Annotated in this window: 8 protein-coding genes and 1 pseudogene; 5 read left to right on the top strand and 4 right to left on the bottom strand. The window is 72.8% G+C overall.

Annotation, left to right across the window (positions count from 1 at the left end):
- Nucleotides 1-23: 23 nt before the first annotated feature.
- From ACSMTC_RS20310 to ACSMTC_RS20290, 5 genes and pseudogenes are all read left to right on the top strand, one after another.
- The gene (locus ACSMTC_RS20310) at nt 24-12,335 is read left to right on the top strand and encodes an amino acid adenylation domain-containing protein (RefSeq protein ID WP_436561125.1); all 12,312 of its coding nucleotides are present in this window, start codon (nt 24-26) and stop codon (nt 12,333-12,335) included.
- 114 nt (nt 12,336-12,449) lie between these two features.
- Nucleotides 12,450-13,214, top strand: a complete 765-nt coding sequence (locus ACSMTC_RS20305) for a DUF4097 family beta strand repeat-containing protein (RefSeq protein ID WP_436561124.1) — start codon at nt 12,450-12,452, stop codon at nt 13,212-13,214.
- 78 nt (nt 13,215-13,292) lie between these two features.
- On the top strand, nt 13,293-14,051 hold the full coding sequence (locus ACSMTC_RS20300) for an ABC transporter ATP-binding protein (protein WP_436561123.1): 759 nt from the start codon (nt 13,293-13,295) through the stop codon (nt 14,049-14,051).
- 64 nt (nt 14,052-14,115) lie between these two features.
- A complete protein-coding gene (locus ACSMTC_RS20295) occupies nt 14,116-16,107 on the top strand; it encodes an FtsX-like permease family protein (RefSeq protein ID WP_436561122.1) in 1,992 nt (663 codons plus the stop codon).
- A gap of 186 nt (nt 16,108-16,293) precedes the next feature.
- Nucleotides 16,294-17,283: pseudogene (locus tag ACSMTC_RS20290) on the top strand (hydroxyacid dehydrogenase); the annotation flags it as partial.
- A gap of 127 nt (nt 17,284-17,410) precedes the next feature.
- Here the strand turns inward: ACSMTC_RS20290 and ACSMTC_RS20285 are convergent.
- From ACSMTC_RS20285 to ACSMTC_RS20270, 4 genes are all read right to left on the bottom strand, one after another.
- Nucleotides 17,411-17,560, bottom strand: coding sequence for a hypothetical protein (locus ACSMTC_RS20285; RefSeq protein WP_436561121.1), 150 nt, complete (start codon nt 17,558-17,560; stop codon nt 17,411-17,413).
- A gap of 202 nt (nt 17,561-17,762) precedes the next feature.
- Entirely contained in the window at nt 17,763-18,752 is a 990-nt protein-coding gene (gene sbnA, locus ACSMTC_RS20280) for a 2,3-diaminopropionate biosynthesis protein SbnA (RefSeq protein WP_436561120.1), read from the bottom strand.
- Nucleotides 18,753-18,804: 52 nt separating this feature from the next.
- Complete coding sequence (sbnB, locus tag ACSMTC_RS20275) at nt 18,805-19,839, bottom strand: 2,3-diaminopropionate biosynthesis protein SbnB (RefSeq protein WP_436561119.1); 1,035 nt, start codon at nt 19,837-19,839, stop codon at nt 18,805-18,807.
- A gap of 240 nt (nt 19,840-20,079) precedes the next feature.
- Complete coding sequence (locus ACSMTC_RS20270) at nt 20,080-23,052, bottom strand: AfsR/SARP family transcriptional regulator (RefSeq protein ID WP_436561118.1); 2,973 nt, start codon at nt 23,050-23,052, stop codon at nt 20,080-20,082.
- Nucleotides 23,053-23,509: the final 457 nt, after the last annotated feature.

Genomic DNA, 23,509 nt, shown 5'->3' with positions numbered 1-23,509 from the left:
ACCTGACCTGATGGTGGAGAGCAATGTCTGAAGTGGCACGCACCCTGCGCCTGCCGTTGTCGGTTCCGCAGACCGGCATCTGGTTCGCCCACGACCTCGACCCGAGCGGCCGCAAGTACAGCGTGGCCGACTACCACGACATCCACGGTGCCCTCGACCCGGCGCTGATGGACGAGGCCTGGCGAAGAGTCAGACAGGAGTCCGAGGCGATGCGGACGCGTGCCGTGGTGCGGGACGCGGACGGGCTGTGGCAGCTCGTCGACGCCGAGGTCGGGCCGGACTCCGGCCTGGACTTCGTCGACGTCTCCGCCGAGCCCGACCCGGACGCCGCCGCCCTGGCCTGGATGCACGAGGACCTCGCCACCCCGGTCGACCTGACCGCGGGACCGCTCTTCCGGCACGCGCTGTTCAAGCTGGCCGAGGACCGCTTCCGGTTCTACCGCCGCCTGCACCACATCGTGATCGACGGGTACGGCGCCCACCTGCTGCTCAACCGGTTCGCCGAGCACTACTCGCAGCTGGCCGCCGGAGCGGAACCGGGCCCGAGCCCGTTCGGTGCGCTGACCGAGCTGCTGGCCGAGGACGCGGCCTACCGGGCGTCCGAGGGGGCGGCCGAGGACACCCGCTACTGGCGGCAGCGGCTCGCCGACCACCCCGAGCCGCCGAGGCTGACCGAGCAGGCGGTGACGGACGCGGTGCACACCGGGCCGACCGCCTTCACCCGCCGGACCGTCCACCTCTCACCGCGGCACACCGAGCGGCTGCAGCGCGCGGCCGAGGAGTCCCGTACCCGCTGGCACGTCCTGCTGATCGCCATCACCGCGGCGTACCTGCACCGGACGACCGGCCGGCGCGACCTGGTGCTCGGCCTGCCGGTGACCGGGCGGGCCACCCCGCTCGCCCGCCGGACCCCGTCCATGTGCTCCAACGTGCTGCCGCTGCGCCTGGACATCCGGCCGGAGCAGAGCCCGGCCGACCTCCTCCCGCAGGTCTCCGCGACCGTCCGCGAGACGCTCAAGCACCAGCTGACGCGGTACGAGGACCTCTGCCGCGACCTGCTCGGCGGCGGCAGCGGCGAGGCTCTGGTGGGCCCCTCGATCAACATCATGTCCTTCGCCATGGACCTGCGGTTCGGATCCCACTCCGTGACCGCGCACAACCTCTCCAACGGCCCGGTGGACGACCTGGCCATCGCGGTGTACGCCCCGTCCGAGCAGGGGCTGCGGATCGACTTCGACACCGACCCCGCCGGCTACACCCCGGAGCAGGCCACCGAGCTGCAGGACCGCTTCCTGCGCTTCCTGGAGGCCGTCCTGGCCGATGTGGCCGTGCCGGTGGGGCGGGTTGAGGTGCTCTCGCCCGCCGAGCGGCAGCGGCTGCTGGAGGACGGCAACGACACCGACACCGAGGTGCCCCGGGGGACGATCGCCGAACTGTTCGCCGCCCAGGCCGCACGCACCCCCGCCGCGACCGCCCTGGTCCACGGGAACGAGGAGGTCTCGTACGCTGAACTGGACCGCCGCGCCGAGGAGTTGGCCCGCGTACTGGCCGCCCACGGAGCGGCGCCCGAGCGGTTCGTGGCGATCGCGCTGCACCGCTCGATCGACCTGGTCGTCGCGCAGCTCGCGGTCGCGAAGTCCGGTGCCGCGTTCCTGCCGCTCGACCCGGACTACCCGGCCGACCGCCTGGAATACATGATCGGCGACGCCGCACCCGCGCTGCTGCTCACCACCTCCCGGCTGGCCGACCGCCTCCCGGCGACGGGCGCCCCGGTGCTGCTGCTCGACCGGCTCGAGGACGCACCCACCGCGCACCCGCTCGGCGCTTCGGTGCTCAACCCCGCCTACGTGATCTACACCTCGGGCTCCACCGGCCGCCCCAAGGGCGTCGTCGTCACCCACAACGGCATCTCCAGCATGGTCGCCGGTGCCCAGCTCATGGGAACGGGCCTCACCCCCGACAGCCGGGTCCTGCTCTTCGCCTCGCCGAGCTTCGACGCCGCGGTCTGGGAGCTCTACGCCGCCCTGCTGACCGGCGCCTGCGTCATCATCGCCTCCGCCGAAGAACTCCTGCCGGGAGCGAACCTGGCCCAGGTGATCCACCGTCACCGTGTGACCCAGGTGACGCTTCCTCCGGCGGCGCTGCCGGTGATGACCGAGCACGGCCTGCCCTCGCAGGTCACCCTGATGGTCGCGGGCGAGGCCTGCGCACCCGACCTGGTGGAACGCTGGTCCCACGGCCGGCGGATGCTCAACGGCTACGGCCCCACCGAGTCCACCGTCTGCTCGACCATGAGCGAACCGCTCTCCGGCCGCACCGTCCCGCCGATGGGCCGACCCGTCCCCAACACCAAGGTCTACCTGCTCGACGCCAACCTCCAGCCCACCCCGCCCGGCATCGCCGGAGAGCTCTACCTCACCGGCGCCGGCCTGGCCCGCGGCTACCACCAGCGCCCCGACCTCACCGCCGAACGCTTCGTCGCCAACCCCTACGGCCCCGCCGGCTCCCGGATGTACCGCACCGGCGACCTCGCCCGACGCAACCCCGACGGCACCCTGGAATACCTCGGCCGCACCGACCACCAAGTCAAGATCCGCGGCTTCCGCATCGAACTCGGCGAGATCGAGGCAGCCCTCACCAACCACCCCACCGTCGACCGCGCCACCGTCATCGTCCGCGAGGACACCCCCGGCCGGAAGATCCTCGTCGCCTACGCCGTCCCCACCCACGACCACACCATCGACTCCACCGAACTGCGCGCCCACCTCGCCCAGTCACTCACCGAGTACATGGTCCCCGCCACCATCGTCCACCTCGACGCCTTCCCCCTCACCCCCAACGGCAAGATCGACCGCAAGGCCCTGCCCGCACCCGACTTCACCACCGAAACCACCGGACGCACCCCGCGCACCCCGCGCGAGGAACTCCTCTGCACCCTCTTCACCCAGGTCCTGGGAGTCGGCCAGGCCGGCCCCGAGGACTCCTTCTTCGACCTCGGCGGCGACAGCATCACCGCCATCCAACTCGTCTCCCGGGCCCAGCAGTCGGGCCTGACGCTCGCCGTTCGGGAGATCTTCGCCCTCCGGACTCCGGCCGCCCTGGCGGGGATCGCCCGGGAGTCGGCCCCGACCGAGGCGGCCGAGGACTTCGAGGGCCGTCCGTTCCCCGGACTGGAGGAGGAGACCGCGCGCCTGCTGGCCGCCGACCCTGGGCTCACCGAGGTACTGCCGCTGTCCACGCTGCAGGAGGGCTTCCTCTTCCACGCCCTGATGTCCGGCGCGGAGTCCGACGTCTACACCACGCAGCTGCGCTTCGACCTCGAAGGCGGCCTGGAGGCGGCCAGGCTGCGCCGGGCCGCCGAGCGACTGCTCACCCGCCACCCCCACCTGTGCTCCTCCTTCCGGCACGAGGGGCTCGACCACCCACTCCAGCTGGTCCACAGGAACGCCGAACTGCCCTGGCAGGAGAGCGACCTCGGCCACCTCACCGAGGCCGACCGCGCCGCCGAGGCGGCCCGTATCGCCGACGCCGAGCGCGGCCGGCCCTTCGACCTGGACCGGCCCCCGCTGCTGCGCTTCCACGTCGTGGCACTCGCGTCCGGTCACCACCGCGTCATCCTGACGGCACACCACATCCTCTGGGACGGCTGGTCGCTGCCCGTCCTGGTGGAGGAGCTGTTCACCCTCTACACCCACGACGGTGACGACAGCTCGCTGCCCGCCCCCGTCCCGGTGCGCGGCTACCTCGCCTGGCTGGCCGCCCAGGACCGCGAGGGCGCCGCCCTGGCCTGGTCCGAGGCGCTCGAAGGACCTGCCGAACCAACCATCGTGGCACCGCAGTTGGGCGAGGGCGAGGCGGGCCCGCAGCTGCAGCTCGACCTCGACCTGTCGGCGGAGCTGACGGCGGAGCTCGGCGAGCGGGCCCGCTCGCTCGGCGTCACCCTCAACACGGTGATCCAGGCCGCCTGGGGCCTGGTGCTGGCCCGGATGACCGGCCGCGACGACGTGGTCTTCGGCTCGACCGTCTCCGGCCGCCAGGCCGAACTCCCCGGCATCGAGCGCATGATCGGCATGACCATCAACACCGTCCCGGTCCGGGTCCGCATCCGCCCGCAGGAGACGCTGGCCGAGCTGCTCGCCCGGCTCCAGGACGAGCAGTCCCGCCTGATCGACCACCACCACCTCGGACTCGCCGAGATCCAGCAACTCGCGGGCACCGGACCGCTCTTCGACACCACCATGGTGTACGAGAACTTCCCGCTCGACCTGCCCGCGCTGATGGCGCTGCTCGGGGACGAGCTCCGGCTGACCGCTCCGGAGAGCGACGACGCCACCCACTACCCGCTGCGCCTCCAGGCCGGCCCCGGGCTGCTCAGCCCGGCCCTGCACCTGCGGCTCGGCTACCGGCCCGACGTCTACACCGAGGCCGAGGCCGGACGGATCCTGGAGCGGCTGAGCCTGCTGCTCACGGCCGTCGCGGCCGACCCGGCGCAGCCCGTCGGCCTGGTCGACCTGCTCTCCGCCGAGGAGCGCCACCAGGTGCTGCTGGGCTGGAACGGCACCGACACCGACCCCGTCCTGGCGGGCGCCGGCGCCACCCTGCCCTCGCTGTTCTCCGCCCAGGCCGCGCGCACCCCGCAGGCCACCGCGCTGGTCTTCGAGGACGCCGAGCTGACGTACGCCGAACTCGACGAGCGGGTCGAGCGGCTGGCCCGGCTGCTGGCCGCCCACGGCGCGGGTCCCGAGCGGTTCGTCGCGGTCGCCCTGGAGCGCTCCGTCGAGCTGGTCGTCGCCCTGCTGGCCGTGCACCGGGCCGGTGCGGCGTACGTCCCGATGGACCCCGGCTACCCGGCGGACCGGCTGGAGTACATGCTGGCCGACTCCGCCCCCGCGCTGCTGCTCACCACCGCGGCCACCAGCCGCCTGCTGCCCGCGAGCGAGACCCCCCGGCTGCTGCTCGACCTGCCCGAGACCGCCGCCGCCCTCGACGGTGCCGGGGTTCTACGCGACGCCACCCCCGGCAACCCCGCCTACATGATCTACACCTCGGGTTCCACCGGCCGCCCCAAGGGCGTCGTGGTCACCCACGCCGCGATCGTCAACCGGCTGCGCTGGATGCAGGCCGAGTACGGTCTCGGCGCCGACGACCGGGTGCTGCAGAAGACGCCGTCCGGCTTCGACGTCTCGGTCTGGGAGTTCTTCTGGCCGCTGATCGAGGGCGCGGCCCTGGTGGTCGCCAGGCCCGAGGGCCACAAGGACCCGGCGTACCTGGCCGAGCTGATCCGCACCGAGCGGATCACCACCGTGCACTTCGTGCCGTCCATGCTGCAGGCGTTCCTGCTGGAGGCCACCGAGGCGGACGCCGCCGGGCTGCGCCGGGTGATCTGCAGCGGTGAGGCGCTGCCCAGGGAGCTCCAGGCCCAGTTCCAGGCCCGGTTCGACGTCGGCCTGCACAACCTGTACGGCCCGACCGAGGCCGCCGTCGACGTCTCGTACTGGCCCTGCGACCCGCAGGCCGGACCGGGCCCGGTGCCGATCGGCCGTCCGATCTGGAACATCCGCCTGTACGTGCTCGACGCGGCGCTGCAGCCCGTGGCCCCCGGCGTGCCCGGCGAGCTGTACATCGCCGGAGCCGGCCTGGCCCGCGGCTACCTGGGCCGTCCCGAGCTGACCGCCGAGCGCTTCGTCGCCAACCCCTTCGGGGCCCCGGGCTCCCGGATGTACCGCACCGGCGACCTGGCCAGATGGCGCTCCGACGGTGCCGTCGAGTACCTGGGCCGCACCGACCACCAGGTCAAGATCCGCGGCTTCCGGATCGAGCTCGGTGAGATCGACGACGCGCTGGCCCGCCACCCCGAGGTGGCGCAGTGCGCGGTCGTGGTCCGCGAGGACCGCCCCGGCGACAAGCGCCTGGTGGCGTACCTGGTGGCCGCCGGCCAGGAGGCTCCCGACCCGGCCGAACTCCGCGCCCACCTCGGCCGCTCGCTGCCCGAGCACATGGTGCCCGCCGCCTTCGTCGAACTGCCCGCCCTCCCGGTGACCGTCAACGGCAAGCTCGACCGCGAGGCGCTGCCCGCGCCGGACTTCGGCGCCGAGTCCACCGGACGTGCTCCGCGCACCCCGCGCGAGGAACTCCTCTGCTCCCTCTTCACCGAGGTACTCGGAGTCGGCCGGGCCGGGGCCGAGGACTCCTTCTTCGACCTCGGCGGCGACAGCATCATGTCCATCCAGCTGGTCTCCCGGGCCCGCCGGGCAGGCCTGGCGATCACCACCCGCGACGTCTTCCGGCACCGCACCCCGGCCGGTCTGGCCGAGGTGGCGACCGAGGTGCGCACCGGGACGGCCGAGGCGCCCGGCGCCGGCATCGGCCCGGTGCCCGCCACTCCGATCGTCCGCTGGCTGGCCGAGCGCGGCGGCCCCGTCACCGGCTTCAACCAGGCCATGGTGGTGCGGACCCCCGCCGGCCTCCGGGTGGAGGACCTGACGGCCGCGCTGCAGGCCGTGATCGACCACCACGACGCGCTGCGCCTGCGCCTCACCGTCCAGGACACCGACGGCGACTGGCAGTTGGAGGTCACCGCCCCCGGTACCGGCTTGGCCGCCGACGCCGTGCACCGGATCCCGGCCGCCGGCCTGGCCGAGGACGCCCTGGACACCCTGCAGGCCGAGCAGGCCGAGGCCGCGCTGACCCGGCTCGACCCGCGTACGGGCCGGACCGTGCGGGCGGTCTGGTTCGACCGCGGCCCCGACCTGCCGGGACGGCTGCTGCTGATGCTGCACCACCTGGTGGTCGACGGCGTCTCCTGGCGCGTCCTGGTCCCGGAGCTGGAGCGGGCCTGGGCGGCCGTCGCCGCGGGCCGCACCCCGGCGCCGGAGCCCGTGGGCACCTCCTACCGCACCTGGGCCCGGCGCCTGGCCGAGGCCGCCCTGACCCCCGAGCGGGAGGCCGAACTCCCCTTCTGGCGCGGCCTGCTGGCCGGCGGTGAGCCGCTGCTCGGCGAGCGCGGGCTGGATGCCGGGCTGGACACCGCGGCCACCTCGGGACGGCTGACGCTGCGGCTGCCGGCCGACCTCACCGAGCCGCTGCTGACCGCCACCACGTCCGCCTACCACGCCGAGGTCAACGACGTCCTGCTGACCGCCTTCACCGTGGCGCTCGCCCAGTGGCGCGGCCCGGCGGACGGCGGCACGCTGATCGACCTGGAGGGCCACGGCCGGGAGGAGGACGCCGTCGGCGGAGCCGACCTGTCCCGTACCGTCGGCTGGTTCACCAGCCTGTACCCGGTGCGCCTGGACGCCGGCCAGCCGGACCCCGCCGCCTCGCCCGACCTCGGCGCGGCCCTCAAGCGGGTCAAGGAGCAGCTGCGCTCGGTGCCCGACAAGGGCATCGGCTACGGCCTGCTGCGCCACCTCAACCCCCACGCCGGCGCCGTGCTGGCCGAGTACCCGCAGCCCCAGATCGGCTTCAACTACCTGGGCCGCTTCGCCACCGGCACCACCGGCGACTGGCAGCTGCTGCCGCAGACCGGCGAGGCCCTGCCGAGCGCGGACGGGCGGATGCCGCTCGCCCACGCACTGGAGCTCAACGCGCTCACCGAGGACGGCCCGCAGGGGCCCGAACTGGTCGCCACCTGGACCTGGGCGCAGGGAGTGCTCCCCGAGCGGCGCGTGCGCGAGCTGGCCGAGTCCTGGTTCGCCGTCCTGCGCCGGCTGGTCGAGCACACCGGCCGGCCGGGCGCCGGCGGCCGTACGCCCTCGGACGTCCCGCTGGCCGAGCTCACCCAGGACGAGGTCGAGCTGCTGGAGGCCGCCCACCCCGGACTCCAGGACATCCTGCCGCTCTCCCCGCTGCAGGAGGGCCTGCTCTTCCACGGCCTCTACGACGAGCAGGGCGCCGACGTCTACACCGCCCAGGTCGCCCTGGACCTGGACGGCGAGCTCGACCCGGGCCGGCTGCGCGCCGCCGTGGACGCGCTGGTGCTGCGGCACCCGATCCTGCGGACCGGCTTCCACCACGACGGCCTGCGCCACCCCGTGCAGGTGGTCCTCGACGGGGTCGCGGTGGAGTGGCGGAGCGTCGACCTCAGCGGCCTGGCCGACGTCGACGTGATCGGCCTGGCCGAGGCCGAGCGCGAGCTGCGCTCGGAGCAGGTGAAGGCCGAGGAGCGGTCCCGCCGCTTCGACCTGACCCGGCCGCCGCTGCTGCGCTGCGCGCTGCTGCGGCTGGCCGCCGGACGGCACCGGCTGGTGCTGACCAACCACCACCTGCTGCTGGACGGCTGGTCGATGCCGATCCTGGTCCGTGAGCTGCTGGCGCTCTACGCGTCCGGCGGCGACCACACCGGGCTGCCCCGGGTGCGCCCGTTCGGGGACCACCTGGAGCACCTCGCCACCCTGGACCGCCCGGCCGCCCGGGCCGCCTGGCGGCAGGCGCTGGACGGTCTGGAGACCCCGACCAGGGTCGCCCAGGTCCGCCCCGGCCGTAACCCGGTGGTGCCCCAGCGGGTCGAGTTCGGCCTCTGCGAGCAGCTGTCGGCCCAACTGGCCGAGCGCGCCCGGACGTTCGGGCTCACCATGAACACCGTGCTCCAGGCGGCCTGGGCCATCACGCTGGGCCGGACCACCGGCAGCACCGATGTGACCTTCGGTGTCACCGTCTCCGGCCGCTCGCCCGAGCTGCGCGGGGTGGAGGACATGGTGGGTCTGTTCATCAACACCCTGCCGCTGCGGCTCCGCCTCGACCCGGGCGAGACCCTGGTCGAGCTGCTCACCCGGCTCCAGGAGGAGCAGTCCCTGCTGCTGGCCCACCAGCACCTGGGCCTGGCCGAGATCCAGCGGCTCGCCGGGGTCGGCGAACTCTTCGACACCGCCATGGTGTTCGAGAGCTACCCGCTCGACCCGGCCACCCTCGCCGGGAGCGAGGACGGTCCGCGGCTCACCGGACTGCGCGGCTACGACGCGGTGCACTACACGCTCGGCCTGGCCGCGCTGCCCGGTGACGCCCTGCGGTTCCGGCTCGACTTCCAGCCCGATCTGCTCTCCCGCCAGGAGGTCGAGGCCATCGCGGGCCGCCTGGTCCGGGTGGTCGAGACGCTGGTCGCCGATGTGGCCGTGCCGGTGGGCCGGGTGGAGGTGCTCTCGCCCGCCGAGCGGCAGCGGCTGCTGGAGGACGGCAACGACACCGACACCGAAGTGCCCCGGGGGACGATCGCCGAACTGTTCACCGCCCAGGCCGCCCGCACCCCCGCCGCGACCGCCCTGGTCCACGGGGACGAGGAGGTCTCGTACGCTGAACTGGACCGCCGTGCCGAGGAGTTGGCCCGCGTCCTGGCCGCCCACGGAGCGGCGCCCGAGCGGTTCGTGGCGATCGCGCTGCACCGCTCGATCGACCTGGTCGTCGCGCAGCTCGCGGTCGCGAAGTCCGGTGCCGCGTTCCTGCCGCTCGACCCGGACTACCCGGCCGACCGCCTGGAATACATGATCGGCGACGCCGCACCCGCGCTGCTGCTCACCACCTCCCGGCTGGCCGACCGGCTCCCCGCAGCCGGCACCCCGGTGCTGCTGCTCGACCGGCTCGAAGACGCACCCACCGCGCACCCGCTCGGCGCCTCGGCGCTCAACCCCGCCTACGTCATCTACACCTCGGGCTCCACCGGCCGCCCCAAGGGCGTCGTCGTCACCCACAACGGCATCTCCAGCATGGTCGCGGCGCAGGTCGCGGGCATGGGCCTCGGCCCGGGAAGCCGGGTCCTGCTGTTCGCCTCGCCGAGCTTCGACGCGGCGGTCTGGGAGCTGTACCCGGCGCTGCTGACCGGTGCCTGTGCCGTGGTCGCTTCGGCGGAGGAGCTGCTCCCGGGTGCGAACCTGGCCGAGGTGGTCCACCGCCAGGACATCACGCACGCGACGCTTCCTCCGGCGGCGCTGCCGGTGATGACCGAGCACGGCCTGCCCCCGCAGGTCACCCTGATGGTCGCGGGCGAGGCCTGCGCACCCGACCTGGTGGAACGCTGGTCCCACGGCCGGCGGATGCTCAACGGCTACGGCCCCACCGAGTCCACCGTCTGCTCGACCATGAGCGAACCGCTCTCCGGCCGCACCGTCCCGCCGATGGGCCGACCCGTCCCCAACACCAAGGTCTACCTGCTCGACGCCAACCTCCAGCCCACCCCGCCCGGCGTCGCCGGAGAGCTCTACCTCACCGGCGCCGGCCTGGCCCGCGGCTACCACCAGCGCCCCGAGCTCACCGCCGAACGCTTCGTCGCCAACCCCTACGGCCCCGCCGGCTCCCGGATGTACCGCACCGGCGACCTCGCCCGACGCAACCCCGACGGCACCCTGGAATACCTCGGCCGCACCGACCACCAAGTCAAGATCCGCGGCTTCCGCATCGAACTCGGTGAGATCGAGGCAGCCCTCACCAACCACCCCACCGTCGACCGGGCCACCGCCATCGTCCGCGAGGACCAGCCTGGCCGGAAGATCCTCGTCGCCTACGCCGTCCCCACCCACGGCCACACCATCGACTCCACCGAACTGCGCGCCCACCTCGCCCAGTCACTCACCGAGTACATGGTCCCCGCCACCGTCGTCCACCTCGACGCCTTCCCCCTCACCCCCAACGGCAAGATCGACCGCAAGGCCCTGCCCGCACCCGACTTCGCCACCGAAACCACCGGACGTACCCCGCGCACCGCGCGCGAGGAACTCCTCTGCACCCTCTTCGCCCAGGTACTCGGCCTCCCCCAGGCCGGCCCCGAGGACTCCTTCTTCGACCTCGGCGGCGACAGCATCACCGCCATCCAACTCGTCTCCCTGATGCGCGGAAGCAAGCTGGCGGTCACGGTCCGCGAGATCTTCGAGCACCGGACCCCGGCCGCTCTCGCCGACCGCCTCAAGGAGACCGCCGAGGCGGCCGAGGACTTCGAGGGCCGTCCGTTCCCCGGGCTGGAGGAGGAGACCGCGCGCCTGCTGGCCGCCGACCCTGGGCTCGCCGAGGTACTGCCGCTGTCCACGCTGCAGGAGGGCTTCCTCTTCCACGCCCTGGTCTCGGGCGGGGAGACGGACGCCTACACCACGCAGATCCGCTTCGACCTCCTCGGCGGTCTGGACCCGGCCAGGCTGCGGCGGGCGGCTGAGCAGCTGCTCGCCCGGCAGTCCAACCTGCGGGTGGCCTTCCGGCACGAGGGGCTCGACCACCCGCTCCAGGTGGTGCACAGGAGTGTCGAACTGCCCTGGCAGGAGAGCGACCTCGGCCACCTCACCGAGGCCGACCGCGCCGCCGAGGCGGCCCGTATCGCCGACGCCGAGCGCGGCCGGCCCTTCGACCTGGACCGCCCCCCGCTGCTGCGCTTCCACGTCGTGGCGCTCGCGTCCGGTCACCACCGCGTCATCCTGACGGCGCCGCACATCCTGTGGGACGGCTGGTCGCTGCCGGTCGTGGTCGAGGAGCTGTTCACCCTCTACACCCACGACGGCGACGACAGCTCGCTGCCCGCCCCCGTCCCGTCCCGCGGCTACCTCGCCTGGCTGGCCGCCCAGGACCGCGAGGGCGCCGCCCGCGCCTGGTCCGAGGCCCTCGCAGGACCGGTCGAACCCACCATCGTGGCGCCGGGACTCGCCCACAGCGAGGAGGTGCCGCAGGAGCAGGTCAGGACCGAGGTGGCGGAGCAGCTGACGGCGGAGCTCGGCGAGCGGGCCCGCTCGCTCGGCATCACGCTGAACACCGTGGTCCAGGCCGCCTGGGGCCTGGTACTGGCCCGGATGACCGGCCGCGACGACGTGGTCTTCGGCTCGACCGTCTCCGGCCGCCCGGCCGAGGTCCCCGGCATCGAGCGCATGATCGGCATGACCATCAACACCGTCCCGGTCCGGGTCCGCATCCGCCCGGACGAGCCGCTGGCCGAGCTGCTCGTCCGGCTCCAGGACGAGCAGTCCCGCCTGATCGACCACCACCACCTCGGTCTCAGCGAGATCCAGCAACTCGCGGGCACCGGCGCGCTCTTCGACACCACCACGGTCGTCATGAACACCCCGCTGGACATCTCGGCGCTGGCCGCCCTGCTCGGGGACGAGCTCCGGCTGGCCGAGCCGACCAGCCAGGACGCCACCCACTACCCGCTGCGCATGCAGGCGGGCGGGCTCTCCAGCAGCACCCTCGACCTGCGGCTCGGCTACCGGCCGGACGTCTACACCGAGGCCGAGACGCGACGGTTCCTGGAGCAGGTGGTCCGGGTGATGGAACAGCTGGTGAACGACGCCCAGCTGCCCGTCGGCCAGGTCGATCTGCTCTCCCCGGAGGAGCACCTCGAGCTCCTCGCCCAGTGGGGCGGCTACTGACCGAGCCCGCCCTCCCGACCGCCCGGCCTGCGGCACCCCCGTCCGCAGGCCGGGCCCGGCCCCAGTCGATCATCAGCCGGTTTGCGCCGGTTGCCCACAGTGAAGGACGAACACGTGAACAGCCAGCGAGAGATCCAGTCCCCGGCCACCGCCCCCATACGCACCCGCCGTTCCTCGACCAGGGCCCGGCAGGCCCTGGCCTGGTGCACCGTCACCGTCGCGGCGGGAGCGCTGCTCACCGGGTGCGGCAGCGACAAGGTCTCCACTGAGACCCAGACCTACCAGGTCTCCGAGCACATCACGACCCTCAACGTGCAGAGCCCCGGCGGGACGATCGAGGTGGTGGCCGGCACCCAGAACACCGTCCAGGTCACCGAGACCCTGCGCTACAACGGCGACAAGCCGAAGAGCACGCACACCACCTCCGGTGCGCAGCTGAGCCTGCAGGCCTCCGAGTGCGGCAGCGGCCTCTTCGGTGACAAGGTCTGCGAGGTGGGCTACCGGGTCGAGGTGCCCAAGGACGTGGCGGCGCACCTGCACAGCTCGGGCGGCACGATCAAGGTCACCGGTCTGGCCGGGGCGACCGAGCTGAGCTCCGACGGCGGCGCGATCCACGCGGACGGCCTGACGGCGAAGCAGGTGACCGCCAAGGCCGACGGCGGCTCGATCAGCGTGGGCTTCGCGGCCGTCCCCGACCAGGTCACGCTGACCACCTCCGGCGGCAACGTGTCCACCCAACTGCCCGACGGGGTCTACGCGGTGGACGCCGGCACGACCGGCGGCTCGCAGCAGGTCCAGGTCAAGACCGACCCGTCCGCACCGCACCGGATCAAGGTGCACACCGACGGCGGCAACATCTCGGTCACCTCCGCGGGCTGATCTCCACTCAGCCTTCGTCCAAGAACCCCGCGGTGGGACCCTGGACCGCCCCATGATCCCGACAGTGAGATAGAAGAGATGAACAACGACACCGTGGTACAGCTGGACCAGGTGCGGCGGTCCTACGGGGACGGCGCCGGAGAGGTCACGGCACTGGCCGGGGTCACGATCGGCTTCGCCCGCGGCTCGTTCACGGCCGTGATGGGCCCCTCCGGGTCCGGCAAGAGCACCCTGCTGCAGGTCGCCGCCGGGCTCGACCGGCCCACTTCGGGTTCGGTCCTGGTGGACGGCGTCGAGCTCGGCTCGCTCAACGAGACCGCGCTGACCGAACTCCGTCGCGAGCGGATCGGCTTCGTCTTCCAGTCCTTCAACCTGCTGGGCGCCCTGACGGCGGAACAGAACGTCGGCCTCCCGCTGCGCCTGGCGGGCCGCCGCCCTTCGGCGGACCGGGTGCGCGAGGCGCTGACCCAGGTGGGCCTCGGCGACCGGCTGCGTCACCTGCCCTCGCAGATGTCCGGCGGTCAGCAGCAGCGGGTGGCGATCGCCCGCGCCCTGATCACCCGGCCGAAGGTGCTCTTCGCCGACGAGCCGACCGGTGCGCTCGACAGCAGCAGCGGGCGCGAGGTGCTGCGCCTGCTCCGCACCCTGGTGGACGGCGAGGGGCAGAGCACGATCATGGTCACCCACGACCCGGTCGCCGCCTCCTACGCCGACCGCGTGGTCTTCCTCGCCGACGGCCGGCTGGTCGACCAGCTGGAGCGGCCGAGCGCCGCCCAGGTCGCCGACCGGATGACCCGGCTGGAGTCCGACAAGTCCCCGCAGGGAGCGGGAGCATGAGCGAGCGAACCACCCTAAAGCGCGTACGGACGGACGTCCCCGCCGAGCGGAGCGGGGCGCACGCATGAGTACCCGTCTGCTGCTCCCGATAGCCGCCGCGACGCTGCGCCGCCGCTGGCTGGGCTTCCTGGGCTCCTTCACCGCCCTCACCCTGGGCGTCGGCCTGATCGCCGCCGTCGGGCTGCTGCTGAACTCCACCATCGAGGACAACTCGGCCCCCGGCGCACCCTCGCTGCACAAACTGCTCAGCTACTCCTCCTTCCTGGCCGGGTTCGTCTCGGTGTTCGTGGTGGCCAGCACCTTCGCCTTCGCCGTGGCACAGCGGCGGCAGGAGACCGCGCTGCTGCGGGCCGTCGGCGCCACTCCCCGGCAGGTGCAGGTGCTGGTCCTCGGTGAGGCCCTGGTGGTCGCCGTCGCCGCCGCGGCCGCCGGCTGCCTGCTCGGCCTGCTCGTCGCGCCCGCCTTCGCCTCCTGGCTGGTCGACCACGGCGCGGCCCAGCCGGGCTTCGGCCCGCACCCGGCCGCTCTTCCGCTGCTGATCGCCGCGGCCACCGGACTGGTCGTCGCCCTGCTCGGCGCGTTCACCGCCGCCCGCCGGGCCAGCCGGGTGCGCCCGACCGAGGCGCTGGGCGACGCCAAGGTGGACCGCAAGGTCATGCCGCTCAGCCGCTGGCTGCTCGGCGTGCTCTACCTGGTCCTGGTCGCCGCCGACATCGGCGCCTTCTTCGCCTCCCGCAACCAGCAGGGCGGCGACCCGGCGATGCACGACCCGCAGAGCCTGCCGCAGTGGTCGCTGCTCTTCGACGTCCTGGTCATCATCGCGATCGCGGTCTTCGCGCCGCTCCTGGTGCCCTCGCTGGTCAGGCTGTTCACCCTGCCGGTGCTCCCGCTGCGCGGCGCGACCGGCCTGCTGGCGCGCCAGAACGCGCTGGCCGCCGTGCGCCGTACGGTCTCCACCGTCACTCCGGCGTTCCTGGTGATCGGCCTGACCGGCGCGGTCGTCGGCGGCACCCTGAGCTTCTCCGACGCCCGCGTCGCACAGACCCGGGCCGCGCTCCGGGCCGGGTACGTGGTGCAGCCGCCGCAGGGCCAGGGGCTCTCCCAGGACACCGTCCGGAAGCTGCGCGCGCTGCCCGGGGCGAACGCGGTCACCATGACGCCCACCGTCCTGGAGGGCCTGGACTTCGACGGCATGCCGGACGCCGACCGCCAGGTGGTCCCGGCCCCGTCGATCCCGACCGCCGCGGCCGTGGTGGACGGCGACCTCGCCGCGGCCTGGAACCTGCCGATCGAGGGCGGCTCGCCCGCCGACCTGCACGGCCCCTCGGTCGCCGTCTCCGCCGAACTCGCCAAGGGCTACGGCTGGCAGGTCGGCGACCGGCTGAACGCCTCGCTCGCCGACGGCACCACGGTGCCCGTACGCCTCGTCGCGCTGTTCCGCGCCCAGCTCAGCCTGGCCCAGGTACTGCTGCCCGAGGACGCGGTGGCCGGACACCTCCCGACCGGCCAGGTGGGCGCCGCCTACCTCAGCGTCGCCGACGGCGGCCGCGCGGCCGCCGAGAGCGCCCTGTCCGGGACCGGTGCCCGGCTCACCGCCGCCCAGAGCTGGGGGAGCGCCGACAGCGACCCCGCCGTCCGCCAGCAGTGGATCACCATGATCGCGATCCTCGGCCCCGCCCTGCTCTACGCCCTGATCGCCATCGTCAACACCATGATGATGTCCACCGGTGACCGCCTGCGGGACTTCGCCACCCTGCGGCTGACCGGCGGCACCCGCCGCCAGGTGCTCCGGATGGTCGCCTTCGAGACCGTCCTGGCCACCGCCACCGCCACCGCGCTCGCGCTGCTCGTCACCGCGGCCACCCAGGCCGGCATGGTGGGCCTGCTCAACCGGATGGTCCTCAGGTCGCAGGCGTCCATCGCCTGGAACCTGCCCTGGACCACGCTGGCCGGCAGTGCCGCCGTCTGCCTGGTCCTGGCCCTGGCCGCCAGTCTGCTCCCGGCCTCGCTCGCGCTGCGCATCAGGCCGCTGGACCTGGCGGGCCAGCGCCAGTAGGCCGGCGCCAGTAGACCGCTCAGGGGCGCCGGGCCGTGCTTGTCGATCAAGCAGGGCCCCGCGCCCCTGTCCGTTTTCCCGACCCGTTTTCCCCGACTTTCCCGACCCGCCTGCCCGACCCGCTCACCCGACCCACTTGCCCGACCCGCTCACCCGCCCCACCTGCCCGACTCCGAGGAGACCCCGGTGAACAGCTCCCAGCTCAGCCCGACCACCCACCGTCCGGCCCGCTCCGGCGCGGCCCGGCCCGTCGTCCTGCTCGCCGAGGAGCTCTCCCCGGCCACCGTCACCGCGCTCGGCCCCGAGGTCGAGGTGCGCCACTGCGACGGCACCGACCGGGCCGCGCTGTTCGCCGCGCTCGCCGAGGCCGAGGCCGTCCTGGTCCGCAGCGCGACCAGAATGGACCGCGAGGCGATCGCCGCCGCCCCCCGGCTCAGAGTCATCGCCCGCGCGGGCGTCGGCCTGGACAACGTGGACGTGGCCGCCGCCACCGAGGCCGGGGTCCTGGTGGTGAACGCGCCCACCTCCAACATCGTCAGCGCCGCCGAGCTCGCCGTCGGACTGCTGCTCTGCGTCGCCCGCAACCTGCCGCAGGCCGACGCCTCGCTCAAGGGCGGATCCTGGCAGCGCAGCCGGTTCACCGGCGTGGAGCTGTCGGGCAAGGTCCTCGGTGTGGTCGGCCTCGGCCGGATCGGCTCCCTGGTGGCCCGCCGGATGGGCGCCTTCGACATGGACGTGATCGCCTACGACCCCTATGTGACCCCGGAGCGCGCCGCCGAACTCGGCGTCCGCAAGGTCTCCCTGGAGGAGCTCCTCGCCGAGGCCGACTTCGTCACCGTGCACCTGCCGAAGACGCCCGAGACCGTCGGGCTGATCGGCACCGAGGCGCTGCGCCGGGTGAAGCCGGGTGTCCGGATCGTCAACGCCTCCCGTGGCGGGATCGTCGACGAGGCCGCACTGTTCGAGGCACTCCGGGACGGCCGGGTCGCCGGGGCGGGCCTCGACGTGTTCGCGGTCGAACCGTGCACCGACTCCCCGCTGTTCGGCCTGGAGCAAGTGGTGGTCTCCCCGCACCTGGGAGCGGGCACCGTCGAGGCCCAGGAGAAGGCGGGAGTGTTCGCCGCCGAGTCGGTGCGCCGGGCCCTGGCCGGTGAGCCGGTCCCGGACGCGGTCAACGGTGCGGCGGTCGAGGCCCGGGGCCGACAGGTCCTTGCCGCCTGACCGTGCGGTGACAGAAGACCGCCGGCCCGCCCCGGAGTTCACGGGGCGGGCCGGCGGTCTTCTGCCGTCGGAGGGGGTCGGCTCAGCCCCATTCCTGGGTGGCGGGCACGATCTGGCCGTCAGCCTGGGTGTGGGAGGCCGCCTCGGTAGCACTCACGGCGCCGAAGACCGCCAGCGCGCCCAGCGCAGCAACGACGATCTGCTTGGTGATCTTGGTACCGAGGAGGCGCATGTCAATCCTTTTTCTACCGAAGTGTCCGGTGTTCCCCGCTGACGAGATAGACAGTAGGAAGCGGCGACTTCGAACCCTTATCGATTCGTTTTCGCCTGCCGGAGCGGTCGATAACGAGCCCCGGGCCGACCGGTGAAGCCGTCGGCCGGACGGCAGAAGACCTCTGCCGAGCGACTTGTCGTCGGCTCGGCAGAGGTCGGGTTCACACCAGCTCGGGTTCGCCTCTGTGGAGTTCGGCGAGGACGTCCTCGCCGTAGACGCCCTGGGCCCAGTTGGACTGGTAGACGGTGTCCAGATAACGCTCTCCCAGGTCGGGGGAGATGGCCGCGGCGGTGATACCGGCGCCGACGGCGTCGTGCTCGGCCAGCCAGCGGGCGGCCCCCGCGACCACCGTGCCGGTGGAGCCGCCGAACAGGAAGCCGCGCGAGGCCAGACGGTGGCACATCCGCACGGTGTCCGCCTCCTCGACGTGGCGGGCCTCGTCCACGAAGGACTCGTCCAGCATCGCGGGCCGGACCCCGGCCCCCAGGCCGGGGATCATGCGCGGCCCGGCCGGGGTGCCGAAGATGACCGAGCCGACGCTGTCGATCGCGACGATCCGCACCTCGGGGCGGTGCTCCTTGAACCAGCGGGCGCAGCCCATCAGGGTGCCGGTGGTGCCCGCACCGACGAACAGCACGTCCAGCTCCGGGAACTGCGCGGCGATGGCCGGCGCCGTCCAGCGGTAGTGGGCCTGCCAGTTGCTGGGGTTGAGGTACTGGTTGAGCCAGACGTACCGCCGGTCGCTCTCCACCAGCCGGCGGACGTGGTCCAGTCGGGCGCCGAGCAGACCGGTCACCGGGTCCGGCTCGGTGATGGTGTGCACCCGGGCCCCGAAGACCTCCATCATCCGCCTCGTGGCCAGGTTGCAGCGGGAGTCGGTGACGCACAGGAAGCCATAGCCCTTGCTCGCCGCAATCATGCTGAGCGCCACACCGAGATTCCCGGAGGAGGACTCCACCACAATCGAGTCGGGCCCGAGGCGGCCCGCCCGTTCCGCCTCCTCGATCATCGAGACGGCGGCCTTCTGCTTGACCGAGCCCGCGAAGTTCATGCCCTCGCACTTGAGGAACAGCGGAATTCCCAGACCGGGGTTCAGATCGACGAAGAGATCGTGTTCATTGAAGTCGTGCGGAGCCGAGATGATCGGCACGGTGGTACCTCCCAGATTCGGACAGAGCAGGGTGCGAACGGTCCGTCACGGATCAGCCGTAGCGCCGCAGTTCGTGGAAGAAGTCCTCGACGACCGCCAGCTGTCCGGCCTTCGCCACACAGTCGTGGACGTGCTTGCCGACCGCCAGGTCGAGCACACCGAGCCCGAACGGTGAGAAGATCACCGGCCGGTCGGCCCGCGGCCGGAGGCGGCCGGTGAGCACGTCGTAGAGCGTGCCGTCGACGAACTCCCGGTGGCCGAGCCGCTGTTCGGCCAGGTGCAGCGAGGTGTCGGCCTTCAGGCAGTGCTCGACGTCGTCCACGATGTTGGTCGCCGCCAGGACCACCTCGGGCGAGAGGTCGCGCAGCGAGACGTGCAGGACGAGCGGGTTGTGCGAGAACCACTCGGGCTGGTGGACGTGCGGTGCGCCCGCGACGGTGGCGAACACCACCAGGTCGCTCGACCTGATCAGCGACTCGGCGCTGTCGTGCACGGTGACCTCGCCGTTGTCCCCGGCCTGCGCCAGGTAGCCGGCGAAGCCCGCCGCGTGCTCGGCCGACAGGTCGTGGACCCCGGCGGAGTCGAAGGACCAGCCGGTGCCGGCCAGGTAGCTGTGGATGTAGCGGGCGATCAGGCCGACCCCGATGAAGCCGATGCGGCGCGGCCGCTCGCGGCCCTCGGTGAGCTTGGCGGCCGCGAGCGCGGCCGAGGCGGCGGTGCGGGCCGCGCTGATGATCGAGCTCTCCAGGCAGGCGATCGGGTAGCCGGTCTCGTGGTCGTTGAGGATCAGGACGGCGGAGGCCCTGGGAATGCCCGCCGCGACGTTCTCCGGGAAGCTGGAGATCCACTTCAGACCGTCCACCCGGACATCGCCGCCGATCGAGGCCGGCAGCGCGATGATGCGCGAGCTGGGCCGGTCGGGGAAGCGCAGGAAGTACGAGGGCGGGTTCACCGTCTCCCCGTCGCCGTGGATCCGATAGGCCTGCTCGACGATGTCGACGACCTCCTTCTGCCGGCCGTCGAGGATGCCGTGGACCTGCGCACCGGAAATCACGGCGAACGAGGGGACCGTACTGCTTCGGGACATGCGGACTCCGTAACTCGGATTATTCCTCGGCCCTCGTACCAATTGCGCAGTCGCCGTGACGAGCAGCCGAACACCGACTTCTCCGTCGGCGCCATCGGAATCTATGCAAAAGATCTAGCAGGAATTCATACGGCGACTATGGATTTCAAATACTCGACGAGGGGGGCCGGGAAATACCGGGGCCCCGCGGCGGACACCCGTTTCCGGTGTCCGCCGCGGGGCCTCGGCACCCGCTTCGCGTCAGTCGCTGGCCAGCCTGGCCAGCTCCTTCTCCGCCAGTTCCCGGTTGCGCATGGAGCCGGCCCGCAGGAACAGCTCGCTCGCCCGGGCGGCCTGCCGGCGCGCCTCGCCGATGCGTCCCTGGCAGCCGTTCAGATGGCTCAGGGCCAGATTGACCCGGCCCTCGGCGAGCGGGTTGTCGATCTGCCGCACGACCTCCAGCGCCGCCAGCAGCTCGGCCGCCGCCTCGTCGGGAAACCCGCGCTGCGACTTGGTCTCACCCAGGCCGAGCTGCGCGTACACGGTGCCCAGCAGATCGCCCTTCGCCCGGACGATCCGGGCCACCTCCCGGAAGGACTCCTCGGCCAGCTCGAACTGGCCCTGGATCAGATGCGCGCGGGCGAGCCGGTGGATGGCCTGGGCCATGCCCCTGGTCTCACCGATCGCCCGGGAGATCCGTACCGACTCGAGGCCGAACCGCACCGCTCCGTCGGCCCGCCCCAGATCCAGCTCGCCCTGGGCCAGGTACCCCAGGGCGTGTGCCTCCGAGGAGACGTCACCGACCTTGCGGAAGGTCGCCACCGCCTCGTGCAGACGCACCCCGGCGGTCTCCAGATCGCCCCGGGTACGGTCCACGATCGCCAGCGAGCGCAGCGCCAGCGCGCGGCCGTGCTCCTCGCCGACCTGCTCGAACCCCGCGAGGGACGCGCTGAGGCACTCCTCGGCCTCGGCCAGCTGGAGCGCCCGGGTCCGCATCGCGCCCAGGTTCTCCAGCATCATCGCCTCGCCGCGGACGTTCCCGCTCGCCCGGGTCGCGGTCAGGGACCGCTCGGCGCAGAACCGCCAGTCCTCCACGTAGTTACGGGTCTCGAACAGCACCGCGATGGAGATCGTCAGATCCCAGGCCAGCTCGTCCTCACCGAGCCGGGCGGCCTGCTCGATCACGGCGATCAGCGAGAGGCGCTCGGCCTCCAGCCAGTCCAGCGGGGTGGCGAGCAGCTCCTCCATCAGGATGGGGTCGACGGGGGTGCGGGGGGTGCCGCCGTGGATGATCGAGAAGTCGCCGCCGTACTCCAGCCGGTGGGCCTGCTCGGCGATGGTCAGCCAGCTGCGCAGTGCCCGCTGCAGGCTCTCGGTCCGGTCGGCCTCCTCCTCTTCCTGCAGCACCCGCTCCCTGGCGAAGAGCCGGAGCAGGTTCTGCAGCCGGTAGCGCAGCTGACCGGTGGCGTCGGTGCCGACCACCTCGAGCAGCTGCACGTCGACGAGGTGCTCCATCAGCCGCTCGGCCTCGAAGGGGTGTACGTCGAGCAGGGCCGCGCCGACCCAGGCGGTGAAGTCCGGCACCTCCAGCAGCCCGAGTCTTCGGTACAGCCGGGCGGCGTCCGACGGAAGGTAGCGGTAGCTGAGCGCGAATCCGGCGCGGACCTGGGACTCGCCCTGGCTGAGCTCGTCCAGTCTGCGCCGCTCGTCGGCCAGCCGGTTCACCAGGTGGCGTACCGACCAGTGCGACTTGGAGGCCAGCCGGGCGGCGGCGATCCGCAGCGCGAGCGGCAGCCGGTCGCACAGCTCGGAGAGCCGCTCGGTCTGGGCCGGATCGGCCTCGATCCGGCCCTCGGGCACGATCCTGGCGAGCAGCTCGACCGCCTCGGCCGGCGGCAGCACACCGAGCTGGACCCGGATCGCCCCGTACCGCAGCATCAGCTGCTCCATCGGCAGCCGGCTGGTGACGACCACGCAGCAGCGGCCGTTGCTCGGCAGCAGGGGGACGACCTGGGCGATGGTCCGGACGTTGTCCAGCACCACCAGGACCCGCCGGTCCGCGAGCAGGCTGCGGTAGAGCGAGCCGCGCTCGTTGGGGTCGGCCGGGATCTGCTCGCTGGGGACGCCCAGCGCGCGCAGGAAGCGGCTCAGCACTTCCGAGGCCGTGGTCGGCTCATGCGTCTCGTCGTGCCCGTAGAGGTCGACGTAGAGCCTGCCGTCCGGGAAGTTCGCCGACGCCCGGTGCGCCCAGTGCACGGCGAGCCCGGTCTTGCCGACCCCGGCCACTCCGGTGATGAAGCCGATCGCCGGGGGCTGCTCCTCCGAACGGTCCGTCACCAGCCGGTCCAGGGTGGCGATCTCTTCGCCGCGGCCGGTGAAGGCGGGCACGTTCGGCGGCAGGAAGGAGGGGGTGGGGTGGGTGCCGGCCGGCGCCGCCGGCCGCTCCACGGCCACCGGGGCGGACTGGGGAGGCAGCAGCGCCGGATCGTCCTGGAGGATCGCGTCGTGCAGCTGCTGGAGCAACGGGCCCGGCTCCAGGCCCAGTTCGTCGATGAAGTGGCGACGGCCCTCCCGGAAGGTCTCCAACGCCTCGGCCCGCTGGCCCGCCCGGTACTGAGTGAGCATCAGGGTGTGCCTGGCCTGTTCGCGCAGCGGATGCTCGCGGACCACGGCCGCCAGCCCGCCGAGCACCTCCCGGTGGCGGCCGAGCGCCAGCTGCACCTTGGTGGACTCCTCGTAGTACGCCAGCCGCACCTCCTCCAGCCGCGCCGCCTCGTCCTCCACCGCCCGGCCGGTGACCCCCGAGAGCACCGGGCCGCGCCACAGCCCGAGCGCCCGGTCGTACAGCTCCCCCGACGCCGCGGTGTCCCCCCTGCTCACCGCCTGCTCGGCCGTCGCCACCAGCTCGTTGAACTCGACCAGGTCGACCCGGTGGCCCGCGGTGTTGAGCTGGTAGCCCGGGTGCACCGTGGTGATCAGGTCGTCGCCGCAGCCCTCGGCCCGGAAGATCTTCCGCAGTCCGGCGACGCAGATCGCCACCTGGGTACGGGCGGTGGCCGGAGGGTCGCCCTGCCAGACCGCGTCCACCAGGGCGTCGACCGAGACCACCGAGTCCGGCGAGAGCAGCAGCAGCGCCAGAACGCTCCGCTGCCTGGGCCCGCCGACGGCGATACGGCGGCCGGCCGCGGACACCGAGAGCGGCCCCAGCAGTCCGAAGTCGAGCTGAACGTCCAACGGCTCCCCCGTTCATCGAACCGCCCCCTCATTGGGAGGCTCGCCACCCCTAGCGAGTCACGTTCAGTGCACGCCCGATCCACCGATGATCACAGTACCGGTCGGACCGCGCTACCGCTCTAGTAGCTTTCTCCACTTGTTTCCGGCACCTTCCGGAAGCGGCCGACTGGCTCCGTCCGAACCCGACTCCCAACGGACCGGTGCTCCTCGTCCGGGCGGGCCACGTAATGCCATCGGGGGAACCCTTCCACCGCCGTGCCCCCACCTTCCCTTCCACGGCACCGGCGTTCACTCCGGCCCCGCCTTCCGGCCACCCGGACCCCACTGACCGGCCACCAAGCCCCCACCGGCGCCGAACTCCCCGATGCCGCACGGCGCCCCGCGCCGCTATTTCCCGGCACCCAGCTCCCCTCCTCACACCCCGGCACTCATCCCGATCCCGCCTTTCATCCCCCCC

This window comes from Kitasatospora sp. HPM-01-4 (assembly GCF_051374625.1).
Lineage (GTDB): Bacteria > Actinomycetota > Actinomycetes > Streptomycetales > Streptomycetaceae > Kitasatospora.
This window is presented reverse-complemented; position numbering and strand designations above follow the sequence as displayed.